General features: G+C 67.4%; 12 protein-coding genes. 3 read left to right on the top strand and 9 right to left on the bottom strand.

Features of this window, described 5'->3' with window-relative positions:
- Nucleotides 1-345 precede the first annotated feature (345 nt).
- Nucleotides 346-918, bottom strand: a complete 573-nt coding sequence (locus YM304_RS08610) for a carboxymuconolactone decarboxylase family protein (RefSeq protein ID WP_015441276.1) — start codon at nt 916-918, stop codon at nt 346-348.
- Complete coding sequence (locus YM304_RS08605; protein ID WP_051071370.1) at nt 915-2,675, bottom strand: PEP-utilizing enzyme; 1,761 nt, start codon at nt 2,673-2,675, stop codon at nt 915-917. Before YM304_RS08605 ends, YM304_RS08610 begins: the two co-directional genes overlap by 4 nt.
- A 150-nt stretch (nt 2,676-2,825) precedes the next feature.
- Between YM304_RS08605 and YM304_RS08600 the strand changes: the two genes are divergently transcribed.
- Nucleotides 2,826-3,584, top strand: coding sequence for an SDR family NAD(P)-dependent oxidoreductase (locus YM304_RS08600; protein WP_015441274.1), 759 nt, complete (start codon nt 2,826-2,828; stop codon nt 3,582-3,584).
- A gap of 42 nt (nt 3,585-3,626) precedes the next feature.
- Here the strand turns inward: YM304_RS08600 and YM304_RS08595 are convergent, their stop codons facing one another.
- The 5 genes from YM304_RS08595 to YM304_RS08575 are packed head-to-tail and all read right to left on the bottom strand — an operon-like array spanning nt 3,627 to nt 8,393.
- Nucleotides 3,627-4,556, bottom strand: coding sequence for an SDR family NAD(P)-dependent oxidoreductase (locus YM304_RS08595; RefSeq protein ID WP_015441273.1), 930 nt, complete (start codon nt 4,554-4,556; stop codon nt 3,627-3,629).
- Nucleotides 4,556-5,404, bottom strand: a complete 849-nt coding sequence (locus YM304_RS08590) for a crotonase/enoyl-CoA hydratase family protein (RefSeq protein ID WP_015441272.1) — start codon at nt 5,402-5,404, stop codon at nt 4,556-4,558. Before YM304_RS08590 ends, YM304_RS08595 begins: the two co-directional genes overlap by 1 nt.
- Nucleotides 5,391-6,203, bottom strand: coding sequence for an SDR family NAD(P)-dependent oxidoreductase (locus tag YM304_RS08585; protein ID WP_015441271.1), 813 nt, complete (start codon nt 6,201-6,203; stop codon nt 5,391-5,393). Before YM304_RS08585 ends, YM304_RS08590 begins: the two co-directional genes overlap by 14 nt.
- Complete coding sequence (locus YM304_RS08580) at nt 6,196-7,743, bottom strand: class I adenylate-forming enzyme family protein (RefSeq protein WP_015441270.1); 1,548 nt, start codon at nt 7,741-7,743, stop codon at nt 6,196-6,198. Before YM304_RS08580 ends, YM304_RS08585 begins: the two co-directional genes overlap by 8 nt.
- Entirely contained in the window at nt 7,740-8,393 is a 654-nt protein-coding gene (locus YM304_RS08575; RefSeq protein ID WP_015441269.1) for a TetR/AcrR family transcriptional regulator, read from the bottom strand. The genes YM304_RS08580 and YM304_RS08575 overlap by 4 nt, the downstream gene beginning before the upstream one ends.
- A gap of 109 nt (nt 8,394-8,502) precedes the next feature.
- On the opposite strand from YM304_RS08575, the gene YM304_RS08570 reads away from it, so the two are divergent.
- On the top strand, nt 8,503-8,931 hold the full coding sequence (locus tag YM304_RS08570; RefSeq protein WP_015441268.1) for a Zn-ribbon domain-containing OB-fold protein: 429 nt from the start codon (nt 8,503-8,505) through the stop codon (nt 8,929-8,931).
- Nucleotides 8,928-10,073: a thiolase family protein gene (locus tag YM304_RS08565; RefSeq protein WP_015441267.1), complete on the top strand. Its 1,146-nt coding sequence runs from the start codon at nt 8,928-8,930 to the stop codon at nt 10,071-10,073. The genes YM304_RS08570 and YM304_RS08565 overlap by 4 nt, the downstream gene beginning before the upstream one ends.
- A gap of 105 nt (nt 10,074-10,178) precedes the next feature.
- Here the strand turns inward: YM304_RS08565 and YM304_RS08560 are convergent, their stop codons facing one another.
- Entirely contained in the window at nt 10,179-11,315 is a 1,137-nt protein-coding gene (locus YM304_RS08560; protein WP_162142052.1) for a DUF222 domain-containing protein, read from the bottom strand.
- 302 nt (nt 11,316-11,617) lie between these two features.
- Entirely contained in the window at nt 11,618-12,439 is an 822-nt protein-coding gene (locus tag YM304_RS08555) for an alpha/beta hydrolase (protein ID WP_015441265.1), read from the bottom strand.
- Nucleotides 12,440-12,446: the final 7 nt, after the last annotated feature.

The raw sequence follows: 12,446 nt of genomic DNA, 5'->3' as shown, positions 1-12,446 counted from the left end.
CGGCCGGCGGAGGGAGCGCCAGCGACCAAGCCTGGCTCGACGGCGATCAAGAATGGACAACCACCGACGTGCGGTGAGCCGTCGAAAAGCATCACGTCAGCCAGACCCCACCACGAGTGTTCAAGACGGCCGGCGCCGGGAGCGCCAGCGACCAAGCCCGGCTCGACGGCGATCAAGCGTCAAGAACCTGCGACGTGGCGGTGAGCCGTCGAAAAGCATCTCGTCGGCCAGACCCCACCGCCAACGTGCAAGACGGCCGGCGCCGGGAGCGCCAGCGACCAAGCCTGGCTCGACGGCGATCAGATTGTTAAAACCTCCGACGTGCGGTGAGCCGTCGAAAAAGCGTTACGGCCAGCCGGGGATGCCGTCGTCGAGTTGGACGCCGGCGCTGTTGAGGAAGCCGGAGACGAGTCGGTAGAAACCGGCGACGATGAGGAGTTCGATCTTCTCTTCGTCGTTCCAGCGTGTCGAGAGTGCTGCCCAGGTGGCGTCGCTGACGCAGTCGTCGGCGTGGAGGTCGTCGGCGAGGGCGATGAGTGCGGCGTCGTCGGCGCTCCAGTCGCCGTCGTTGCGGGTGAGCGCGGCGATCTCGGTGTCGGTGAGTCCGACTTGCTTGCCGATGACGGTGTGTTGGCCGAACTCGTACTCGGCTCGGGCGTTGTGGCCGACGCGGAGGATGACGATCTCGCGTTCGCGGGCTGGGATGAGGCCCTTGTTGAGGATGAAGCCGCCCATGAGGTTGAACCGCTTGAGGAGTTTGGGGTGGCGTCCGAGCACGCCGAAGATGTTGAGCGGGGTGCCGTCGTGCGTGAGGGCTCCGGCGAGGATGTCGGCGAGTTCTCCTTCGGCGCCGTCGAGCGAGACGGGCTCGATGCGTTCAGAGGTCGGGCGTGCCCCGTTGCTGGGTGTGGCGCTCATGGCAGGGCCACGATCTTGACGGCGCCGGACGATCCGTCGATCTCGATGGTGGCACCGTCGGGGATGCGGGTCGTGGCGTCGATGACCGAGACGGCGCACGGGATGCCGAGTTCGCGGCACACGATCGCGGCGTGGCTCGCCACGGCGCCGACGTTGACCACCACGCCTTCGGCGGCGAGGAACAGCGGGACCCATGACGGGTCGGTGGTCGGTGCGATCATGATGTCGCCGGGTCCGATCGCGCCGGGATCGGACGGGTCGGTGACGATGCGGGCGGTGCCGCTGACGACGCCGGGTGAGCCGGCTGCGCCTTGGAGGACGTCGCCGGCGGCGACGGCGGTACCGGAGCCGCTCCCCCGTGCCGGCCATTCCGACATCGGGGGGACGGGACGGTCGAGTCCGACGATGTACGGGGGTTCGACGTCGTGGAGTCGGGCGAAGGTCTCGTTGCGTTCGTCGATCGTGGCGACCATCGATGCCGGGTCGGCGAGGAATCCGTCGACTTCGTCGTCGAGGAGCATGAAGACGTCTTGCGGATCGGACAGCACACCGTCGGCGACCATCCGGGAGCCGACCTCCATGAACGCGAGTTTCGCTTCGTGGATGAGTCGGATGCAGGCGTTCTTGCCCATCTCTCGCATGGCGAAGAACAGGCCGGCGGAGGCGATGCCGGCCTGGAGTCCGCCGTGGGCTTCGGGGTCGCCTTCGACCATGGCCAGGAGTTCGGTGGTGAGGGCTTCGCGTTCGGCCTTGCCGCGGGCGTTCGCCTCGACGGGTGACTTGGCGTCGTCTTGGTGACGCATCCGCTCGATCATGCCGAGTGCGAGGCTCGGCTTGGTGGTCCAGGAGTGCGCTCGGAGGTCCCATTCGTTGGGTCCGCGGTGACCGTGGCCGGCGAGCAGGGCGTTCCATTCGTCGAGGAATGCTGCGGCGTCGGCGTCATCGCGTGCGGCGAGTCGGTCGAGGAGTCCGTCGACGCCGGTGTCGAACTCGCCCATGAGTGTCGGCGAGTCGTGAACGGTGCGGCTGAGTGCCCACATGGCGAACGATGATTCGGCGGACTCGACGGAGCCGATGGCGGTCATCACCTTGACGGCGTCGTCGGCTCGACCGATGGCGGCGCAGATCGCTTGGACGGCGCCGGGGCCGAGCGATGCGGCGAGTGCCGATTGGCAGTAGGCGGTCCAGGCATCGTCGAGTGCGTCGCCGGCCAGGGCACGTGCTCGTGCGACGAGTTCGGCGTTCGAGAGTGACGACAGGTCGGGTCGGGAGGCGACGTGTTCGGAGGCCATGACCGAGGCGGCGACCTGCGCTGGGAACTCGGTGGTGCTCATCACCCAGCCCATGGTCTCGGCGAGCTTGGCGCTCTGGGCTTCGTTCTCGTCGGCCGGGTTCGGTTCGTACACGGGGACGCCGGGGTGATCGCCGAAGTAGGCCTGGTCGATCGCTTCGGCGCTGGCGCCGGGCATCCGCTCGCCCATCACTCGGGGCAGCGACAACTGGTTGTAGAAGTAGCCACCCCAGTTGCCGAACACTTCGGGCGGGTCGACGGCGAATTCTTCGGGCTCGAGCACGCCGAAGGCGACGAAGCCGTTCGCCACGCCGGGGATGCACCCCTTCATCCAACCGAGGCTCCAGCCGAGCGGACTGAACGGTTCGGGGCCGACCTCGTCAGCGTTGGCCCGGGTGTAATACGGAAACCGGGTGCTGATCTCGGTGTCGGTGATCCATGTGTCAGTGGTGATGCCGTTCGCCATGCGCAAAAGATAGGCAACGGGCGAGGCCCAGCTCGTACCGACGTGACGGGGGCTCGTCGACATGGGTCGGCCGGGGCATCACGGGAGGTCGCTACGCCAGCATGCGACGGCAAATCGTCGGCTCGCTGAGCGACGGACTAAGAACGTCGCATGATCGATCTGACAGGCAAGGTGTTCGTGGTGACCGGGGGCAACGGTGGCATCGGTCTCGGCATGGCCGAAGGCATCGTGATGTCGGGCGGTGCGGTGTCGATCTGGGGTCGCAACGAGGAGAAGAACGCTGCCGCGGTCGCGGCGCTCGAAGCGCTGGGCGGCACGGCGTCGGCGTTCGTGTGCGACGTGAGCGACCAAGCGGCGGTCGACGACACGATGGCCAAGACGGTCGCCGGGCACGGCCGCATCGACGGACTCTTCGCCAACGCCGGACGCGGCGGTACGGGTACCCCGTTCTTGAAGCTGTCGCTCGAGGAGTGGCGATCGGTGATGGCGGTCAACCTCGACGGGGTGTTCATCACGCTGCAAGCCGCAGCGCGCCAACTGGTCGAGCAGGGAGAAGGCGGCAGCCTCGTCGCGGTGTCGTCGACATCGGCGGTCCACGGCGCGGCGAACAACGAGGCCTACGGCACGGCCAAGACGGCCCTCAACGGCCTCGTTCGTGCGCTCGCCGTCGGGCTCGCCCGTCACCAGATCCGCGTCAACTCGCTCCTCCCGGGTTGGACGATCACCGAGTTGGCGTCGGGTGGCTACGAGTCCGACGTGTTCCGCGAGGCGACCGTCAAGCGGACGCCGGTGCGCCGATGGGCCGACCCCTCGGAGTTCCGCGAGGTCGGTGCGTTTCTCGCCGACCCCGGGCAGACGTATCACACCGGCCAAGAGGTCTGCGTCGACGGCGGCTACACCGTCTTCTGATCTGCTGCAGACGGCAGGGCCCCGACGTGGGCGGCCGTCGTCTCAGCTCATTCCGCCGCGAGCGCCGCCGCTGACGACCATGACCTGGCCGGTGGTGTAGTCGGACATCGGCGAGCACAGGTAGAAGATCGAATCGGCAGCTTCCCGGATGGTCCCGGATCGACCCAGCGGGATCATCGGCAACGGCTTCGCTGCGTAGATCTCCTCGTCGGTCGGGACGTGATCTGGATCGATCGTGATCCCCATTCGCTCTGCTTGCTTGGGCGGCATACCGACCTTGATCGTCCGGCCACCGGTCTGGATGACCTCGGCATCGGATTGCGGGAGACCGAACCGCGTCTGGATCTGACCGAACGCCACGGCGTTGACGTTCACGTGGTAGCGACCCCACTCCTGCGCGAGGGTGCGCATCAGTCCCAGCATCCCCGCCTTCGCCGAGGCGTAGTTGCCCGCTCCCATGAGACCCCACTCGCCGGCGAGCGACGACACCATGACGGTCTTGCGGTGGCGCTGCACGCCGGCATCGGCGTCGGCACCCGCCGCGGCGCGGAAGATCGGTGCGCAGGCTCTGGCCAGGCGGAAGGGCACGACGAGGTGGATGTCGAGCATGGCCTGGAACTGGTCGTCGGTCATCGAGTGGATGCCACCGTCCCACGCATACCCGGCGTTGTTGACCACGATGTCGAGGCCGCCGTAGGTGTCGACCGTGTGGCTCACCAGGTCGTCGCAGGCATCTGGAGCGACCAGGTCGGCGACGAAGGAACTCGCCGTGTCGCTGCCGAACTCGTCGTTGAGTGTCTTGACGGTCTCGGAGGCCTTGTCGGCATCGACTTCGGCGATGACGACCTTGGCACCGTTGGCCGCCAGCGTCGTCGCGGTGGCACCGCCGATGCCGCGGGCCCCGCCCGTGACGATGGCGGTCTGGCCTGCGAGCAGTTCGGATCGCAGGGTGGGTTCGATCAAGAGGGACATCAGTGGCCTTTCCAGACTGGTGGACGTTTTTCGGCGAAGGCGGCGAGGCCTTCCTTGAGGTCGTCGGACTTCATGACCGGGGCGGCGAACTCCATCTGGTTCTTCCAACCATCGGCGTCGTCCCATTCATAGGCCTTCTGCACGATCTGTTTGCTGGCCTTCACGGCGAGCGGCCCAGCGAGCAGGATCTCGTTGGCCAGTTCGATCGCCCCATCGAGGGCTTCGCCCGGCTCGGTGAGCTTGTTGACGAGGCCGAGTTCGGCCATGCGTTCGGCCGACCATGCCTTGCCCGTGAGGGCCAACTCCATGGCCAGGTGGTACGGAATGCGCTTCGGCAGCCGGAACAGTCCACCGCCCACGGCGACGAGTGACCGGGCCGCCTCGGGAATGCCCATCGTCGCCGTCCGGGACGAGACGATCAGGTCGCACGACAGGCAGAGCTCGAGCCCGCCGGCGAGTGCATGACCTTCGACCGCAGCGATGATCGGCTTGGTCGGCGGCTTGGCCATGATGCCGAACCCGCCACGGTTGGGAGCGACACCCATGTCGCCGTACGCCGCGGCGATGAGGTCCTGGCCCGACGAGAACGCCTCCGGCGAACCGGCGAGGATGGCGCAGCGCAACGTGTCGTCGGCCTCGTAGGCGTCGATCGCCGCCTCCATCGCCCTGGCGGTGGCACCGTCGAAGGCGTTTCGCCGGTGCGGCCGGTCGATCCGGATCAACAGCAGGTGGTCACCGATCCGTTCGCTTCGGATGACGTCGACGCCGTTGGGGGCAGCGTTGGGAACTTCTGGGGGCGATGCCGCTGCGCTGTCGGACGCTGGGACTGACGGTTCATTGGTTGACACTGAAGCCTCCGTTCACGGGGTAGGTCTGGCCGGTGGTCCAGCCGGCTGCTTTGGAGGCGAGGAACGTGACCATGGCGGCCACGTCGCTCGGCTCGCCGAAGCGGCGGATGATGTAGTTCTTGAGCACCCGCTTGGCGAGGTCCTCGTTCTCGGTCATCGCCTGGATGGCCGGGGTGCGGGTCGCGGCGATGGCCACGTTGTTCGCCGTGATGTCGAAGCGGCCGAGGCTGCGGGCCAGCCCACGAGTCAGGCCGCCGGCTCCGGCCTTGGCCGCCGAGTAGACCTCGAGTCCGGCTTCACCGACGCGACCGGCGTCGCTCAACACGGTGATGATGCGTCCGCCGTTGCCGGCGTCGATCATTCCGGGCAGCACGGCCCGGCAGCAGTGCAGCACGCCGTACAGGTTGACGTCGAGGAACGGCGCCCACTCCTCAGGGTCCTTCTCCCAGAACGGCTTGCCGGTGACGGCGGAGGGGTTGGCTCCGGCGTTGCCGGCGTTGTTGACCAGCACGTCGACGGGCCCGAACGCGTCGCGGGCGGCGTCGACCATCGCGGTGACCGAGGCGAAGTCGGTGACGTCACCCTGGATTCCGATGGCCGTGCCGCCACCGTCGTTGATCTGCGTTGCCACCTCGGTGGCGCGCTCGGCGACGAAGTCGTTGACGACCACCTTCGCGCCCTGAGCTGCCAGATGGTGAGCGGTGGCAGCACCGACTCCCTGTCCGGCCCCGGAGACGAGGGCGATGCGCCCCTCCAGATCGAGGAGGTTGCTTCGTTCAGGTGGTGCGGCCTCAGACATTGCGTTCACGGTCCTTCCAGTAGGGCGCCCGCAGCTCGGTCTTGAGGACCTTGCCCATCGGGCTGACCGGCAACGCATCGATGAACTCGATCTGGCGTGGCTTCTTGTACGACGCGAGACGACCGTCGAGATACTCGAGGATCGCGTCCGCGGTCACCTCGTGCCCCTCGCGCACGACGACGAAGGCGAGGGCCTGCTCGCCGAAGTCGTCCTGCGGGATGCCGATGACCGACGCGTCCTCCACGTCGGGGTGTTCGACGATGGCCTTCTCGATCTCGGCCGGGTAGATGTTGACGCCGCCGGCCACGATCATGTCCTTGATCCGGTCGGTGATGAACAAGAAGCCGTCTTCGTCCAGGTGGCCCACATCGCCGGTCCGGTAGAAGCCGTCTTTGACCGTGTCCTCGCCGAGCGTGTCCTGGCCCAGGTATCGCTTGAGCACCATCGGCGTGTTGACCGCGATCTCGCCGGTCGCACCCGTCGGCAACCGATTCCACTGATCGTCGACGATGGCGAGCTCGACACCGTCGAAGGGAATTCCGCTCGTGCCGGGCTTGGAGATCTGGTGCTCGGGCGAGGTGTACGTGATCATGCCCGCCTCGCTGGCGCCGTACGCCTCCCACAGCACGTCGGGACCCAAGCGCTCGACGATCCATTCCTTCAGCGACTGGGGTACGGGTGCGGCGCCGGTGTTGAGCGCGGTGATCGACGAGAGGTCGTATCGATCGACCACGTCAGCGGGCAGCGCCTGGATCCGAAGCAGCATCGTCGGCACGGCGGTCCAGACGTTGATCCGATGCCGCTCGATCAGACGCAGGGCCTCCTCGGCGTCGTACGGGTCGAGCAGCACAGCGGTACCGCCCTTGCCGCACGCAGCGGTCGCCGCAGCAGGCCCGGCCCCGTGGTGGACCGGCAAGCTCATCAACACGACCGCGTTGTTCGGGTGCGGAGGCACGGCGCCGACCGAGGCGCCATAGGCGAAGAGGCGGTCGAAGTCGGTGACCGCTTCGAGATCGAGCGGCGGCACGCCCTTGGGAAGCCCCGTCGTACCCGACGTGTAGAGCACCATGTTCGGCCGGAGCGGCCCGAACCGCTCGACCGGGCTCCCGTTCGCAACGAGATCCTCGAACCGGACCCCTGGGGCGTCGGGTGATTGCCCGACCGTGATCAGCAGGCCGAGCTGCTGCTCGGCCCATCCCGACGCGTCAGGGTCATCGCACGCGAGCCCCTTGGCGTCGCTGTCGTCGACGATGTACATCGCCTCGTCGGGCGTCAGCTTCCAGTTCACCGCGACCTGGACGACCCCGAGCTTCTGCAACGCCCGTTGGATGACGAACCACGGAAGGCCGAGACGGAAGCGCATTCCGATCCGCTCCCCTGCAGCCAGCCCCATGCCCGCCAACGAGTCGGCGACCCGGTTGGCCTGGTCGTTCCAGTCGCCGTAGGTCAGCGACTCGTCGCCGGAGATCACGGCAACGGCATCGGGTCGCTCCCCCGCCCAGAATTCGAGCGAACCGGCTTCGGCTTCAGACAACATCATTCTTTCCCTTGTTTGTTGGTCGGGCCGAGCCCGGCGGTGACGAATCGTTCGCACTCCGAGCGAACCGAATGGAGGTCGATCGACGCCGGATCGGTCAGGCACTGAGCGATGACACCGCGCAGCATCGCCACGAGCGCCACGGCGAAGCCCGACGGGTCGACGTCGGCGCCGATCGAACCGTCGTCGTGGCCCTGCCGGATCATCCCGCTCACTGCCTGCCGAAACCGCTCGTCGGCTGCGACGAGCCCGGCGACCGATGACTGAGCCGGGAAGTTGGCGCCCCACATCACCAACATCGCTCGCGACTCCGCCGTCGGCGCGTCGAAGTGACCGAGGTATGCCCCGACGAGGTTCACGATGCCCTCGCGGCCGGTGCGTGCGCCGCCGGCTCCGAGCGAATCGGTGAAAGCGGTCTGTGTCCGGCGCGCCAATTGCTCGACGAGTTCGGCCTTGGAGCCGAAATGGTGGTTGGCGAGCCCGCGGCTGTACCCGGCGCGCTCACCGATCTGTGCCAGCGACGTCTCGACCACTCCTTGCTCGGCGATCAGTTCGGCGGCGGCGGCGAGCAGCGCGCTCTCGGCGGCGGCCCGCCGTTCGACTTGCGTGCGACCACCGGCCTCGCTCGGCGCAGATTCCTGCTGGACAACCATGAGGCCATCGTAGTAACTTGCTGAACGCTGAGCAAGTAACTTCTGCGATCGAGGGTCCGGCGCTGCTCGGAACCCTCGGCGCCGAGATCGACATGACAGGACGATTCGAATGACCACAGCACGCCAGCCCGGCCTCTACGACCCCGGCGAAACGCCACCGCAGCTCCGCGCGAGCCGATGCGGCGCCTGCGAGACCGTGGCGTTCCCGGCGATGACGATCGGGTGCGAAGTCTGTGGCGCACCAGCAGAGCGGTTGGCGGCCTCCCCGATCGCTGCGGCGGGCGTCCTGTACTCGGTCGCCACCGTCCACCTTCACCACGGCAAGGACATCGAGGCTCCGTTCACGATGGCGGAGATCGAACTCGACGACGGGCCGCTGATCCGCGCGACGTTGCGAGACGTCGTCGATGTCGCCTCGATCGGCCAGCGCGTCCACGCCGAGTGGTTCACCACGGGCGTCGACGACGACGGCAACGATGTCGTCGAACCGCGCTTCGTGGTGTCGGAATCGATGGAGACGGCGGGAACAGCATCATGAGCACGTCGTTGAACGATCTTCGGCCCGTCAGCGTCGTCGGAATCGGACTGCATCCGTATCAGCGCCCCAGCGAGACCCCGTACACGCAGCTCGGTGTTCACGCCATCCGCCTGGCATTGGCCGACGCCGGCATCGATTGGAGCGACGTCGAATCGGCCTACACCGGCACGGCGACCACGTCGATGGGCTTGTCACGGCTGATGTATCGCCACCTCGGCGCCAGCGGCATCTCGATGGTGCAGGTCGAGAACGCATCAGCGTCTGGGTCGAGTGCGTTCCGCCAGGCGTGCATCGAGGTCGCCGCCGGCCTCGTCGACGTCGCCATCGCGGTCGGTGTCGACAAGCCGTTGCAGTTCAGCATGCCGCAGCAAGCGACCGGTCTGAGCGATCTCGGTGGCAACCGTGTCGTGCCGTTCACGCACTTCGCCCTGCTCGCGAACCGCTACATGCACGAACACGGTGCGACTGCAGAACAGTTCGCCCAGGTCGCCGTGAAGAACAGCCGCAACGGAGCGCTCAACCCGAACGCGCAGCGCCAGAAGGAGCGAACGCTCGACGAGGTGCTCGCTCCCCCACAGATCAGCGGTCCGCTCACTCGGCTGCAGTGCTGCCCGATCGGCGAGGGCGCCGCCGTGGCGATCGTCGCGTCCGACGACGCCATCGAGCGGCTCGGGCTCGACCGGAGTCGAGCCGTGCGGGTGACGTCGTCGGTCGCTCGTTCGGAGACCGTCTACAAGAACCAGAACTTCGACGCCGCGCTCACGGCCGAGACCGCGGCCGCCGCACTCACCGATGCCGGCATCACCGCTGCTGATCTCGACGTCGTCGAACTGCACGACGCGTTCACCGTCGAGGAACTCCTCTACATCGAGGCCCTCGGCCTCGCCCCGGAGGGACAGGCCGCCGCGCAACTCGCCGACGGCCAGTTCGACATCGGCGGAAGGGTCGCCGTCAGCCCCTCGGGTGGCCTGCTCTCGATGGGCCACCCCATCGGCCCCACCGGCGTCGGACAGATCTGCGAGATCACCACACAGATCCGGGGCGAAGCCGGCGAACGCCAACATCCCGGCGCACGGACCGGCCTGGCCCACATGGTCGGCGTCGGCGCCGTCTGCGTCGTCCACGTACTCGGCGCGCCCTGACCGCTCGCCCGACGCTGCTTCTCGATTTCGGAGCGGGCGGTGAGCGTCGCCCATCTCGGTCGTCTCCGCTGCGGTGAACACTCGCGATGTCGGCGACGACCCCGATCAGGCGGCACCGAGGTCGTGTCGGTGGCGGGCTCGGTGGCAGGGTGCGCAGCGGGGTTCGAGTTCGTGTGTGACGGTACGGCGGGTGCGCTCGAACGGCGGGTTGTGATCGAGCTCGAGCAGCTCGGTGCGCTGGCAGTCGACGCACTCGTGGCCGTGTGTCTCCATGACCACCCGCTGCTGTCGGGTCGTCGGGTGGCGACGGCGGCCCGACGCATCGACCGGTCGGCGCTGCGCATCGTGAATCATCAGCCGAATGAACGAGTCGTCCAGTTGGCGCAGGACCGCACTGCTGGTGGTGGGCGTGCCGTCGTCGAACGTGATGCCGTCTCCGCGCACGTGCACGACGACCTCGGTGGTGAGCGATACCCCAGAGCCGAGGTACAGGGCGACGAACGCATCGGCCCGTTGCTGACCGAGGCTCGGAAACGTCCAGTCGTCGCGGCCATCGGGCTGCCACCGCCGACGCATGTCTCGGAGCGTGACCGACAACGGGTCGGGCGAGATCCCGGGCCCAGGCGCTGCTTCGACCATCGATGCTGCTTTCGGTGATGACTCGACCACGCTCTGCTCATCAGACGCGTCCGCGGACGCGTCTGGCGCGGACTCACTGGCGCCGTCGCCCGGCGCGGGCTGCTCCGCTGGGCCTCCTTCCAATGGTGTCATGGCGATGCGGCGCACCAACTCGTCGACTGCGGCCACGACCGGTTTGGCCACGGACGGCGGCAACACGATGCGCAGCACGGTGCTGCCGTCCGCGTCGGTCCACGTCGTGAACGAACGCTCGTCGTGCAGGCGCAGGTCGCGTTCGGCATCGGTCTCGCCCTCATCGGCCAAGAACTTGGCGATGGCGACGGTGAGCCGGCCAGCGGCGCGCTCGTGCGCCAGTTCCAACAAGTGTTCCTCGTTGTCGTCGTCAGCCCACCGAGTCAGGATCCGCACCTTCGCATACGAGATCATCTGCACTGCGAACGCCGCATCGATCGACGGCAGATGCCGGAGCGCCTGGCCGACCCGAATCCATTCACGCGCCGTCGACGTCTGGATCTGGAGCTTCGCGGCGATCCAACTCGACGCACTCGGGTAGCCGAGGCGAAACCACTCCAGTTCGTCGTCGAACCGGGCTGCAAGATGCACCAGCCGATACTGATTCGCGTTGATCTCCCAGCCCAATGCTGCGAGTTCATCTCCGGTCGACGAGACGGGAGTGGGGGTTGTCGATGGTGTGATGGTCGTACTCGCCGACATGTGAATCCTCCGAAAGACCAGCGCTGAGGCGCGTGAGTCACCTCACTCGACGCGGCGCAATGGAACCGAGAGGACCGCCGGAAAGGTGTGGCAATCGAACACCGCCGGCGCGAGCACCGGCACCCATCAATCTACGCGAGCCCTGTCACAGAGATCGGTGGAGACGAGCGACGAGGCACAGCGCGGCGAGGTCAGATGTTCGCGATGCAGAAGTCGTGGACGAGCGTCGAGAACGCCTCCGTCTCGAACAGCATGAGCTGGTGGACGCCGTCGGGGAAGATCTCGACCGTCACGGGTCCGCCGATGCCGTCGGCGATCATCCGAATCACGTCGGGGGTCACGTTCGGATCCTTCTCCCCTGCCGCGTACAGCACCGGCTTGGTGTTGTCGGCCAACGGCTGCGGCGGCTCGTACTGGAAGAACGAAGCCCACGACGCGAGGTCGTACGACCAGGTGTTGTACGGATCGAGCTTCTTCTGCTCGGCCGCCCCCTGGAAGCCGTAATCGACGTCGAAGTCGAAGAACGTGGGGATGTCGAGTCGGGCCGCTCGCCCGACCTGCTCGAGCACCGCCTTCACCTCGTCGCTGCGCCATGGAGCGGAGGGCCCCTCGAGCAGCGGGTGGCCCGGGACGGCGGCCGAACCCATCAGGATCGCGCCCGTCACGGCCGGGGCGTCGATCGCCGAGATCGCGGCCGACACGCCGAGGCTCGACCCGAGGGTGAAGACCGGCAGCCCGGTGAGCTCGTGGACATGTGTCGCCCAGTCACGGCTGGCCTGTGCCCACGCGTCCATCGTCCAGGTGCCTCGCGGCTGGTTGGGGGTGGAGCGGCCGTGGCCAGGGGCGTCGAAGCACCACAACTCCGCACCTCTCGCGGCGTGGTGCTCGCAGAACGTGTTGTAGATCCCGCCGTGTCCGCCGAGGCCGTGCGAGACGACGAGTGCGTACTTCGCGTCGGCGGACCGATAGCGGACGGCGTTGTATTCGTTCAGGAGATGGGTTTCGATCTGCATGGGAATC

Source organism: Ilumatobacter coccineus YM16-304 (assembly GCF_000348785.1).
Lineage (GTDB): Bacteria > Actinomycetota > Acidimicrobiia > Acidimicrobiales > Ilumatobacteraceae > Ilumatobacter_A > Ilumatobacter_A coccineus.
The sequence above is the reverse complement of the archived record's forward strand: the minus strand, read 5'-3'. Positions and strand labels throughout refer to the sequence as shown.

What these genes read in the sequence shown, in the direction of transcription:
- YM304_RS08610 (WP_015441276.1), bottom strand. Translation starts at nt 918, where the DNA reads ATGAGCGCCACACCCAGCAACGGGGCACGCCCGACCTCTGAACGCATC.
- YM304_RS08605 (WP_051071370.1), bottom strand. Translation starts at nt 2,675, where the DNA reads ATGGCGAACGGCATCACCACTGACACATGGATCACCGACACCGAGATC.
- YM304_RS08600 (WP_015441274.1), top strand. Translation starts at nt 2,826, where the DNA reads ATGATCGATCTGACAGGCAAGGTGTTCGTGGTGACCGGGGGCAACGGT.
- YM304_RS08595 (WP_015441273.1), bottom strand. Translation starts at nt 4,556, where the DNA reads ATGTCCCTCTTGATCGAACCCACCCTGCGATCCGAACTGCTCGCAGGC.
- YM304_RS08585 (WP_015441271.1), bottom strand. Translation starts at nt 6,203, where the DNA reads ATGTCTGAGGCCGCACCACCTGAACGAAGCAACCTCCTCGATCTGGAG.
- YM304_RS08580 (WP_015441270.1), bottom strand. Translation starts at nt 7,743, where the DNA reads ATGATGTTGTCTGAAGCCGAAGCCGGTTCGCTCGAATTCTGGGCGGGG.
- YM304_RS08575 (WP_015441269.1), bottom strand. Translation starts at nt 8,393, where the DNA reads ATGGTTGTCCAGCAGGAATCTGCGCCGAGCGAGGCCGGTGGTCGCACG.
- YM304_RS08570 (WP_015441268.1), top strand. Translation starts at nt 8,503, where the DNA reads ATGACCACAGCACGCCAGCCCGGCCTCTACGACCCCGGCGAAACGCCA.
- YM304_RS08565 (WP_015441267.1), top strand. Translation starts at nt 8,928, where the DNA reads ATGAGCACGTCGTTGAACGATCTTCGGCCCGTCAGCGTCGTCGGAATC.
- YM304_RS08555 (WP_015441265.1), bottom strand. Translation starts at nt 12,439, where the DNA reads ATGCAGATCGAAACCCATCTCCTGAACGAATACAACGCCGTCCGCTAT.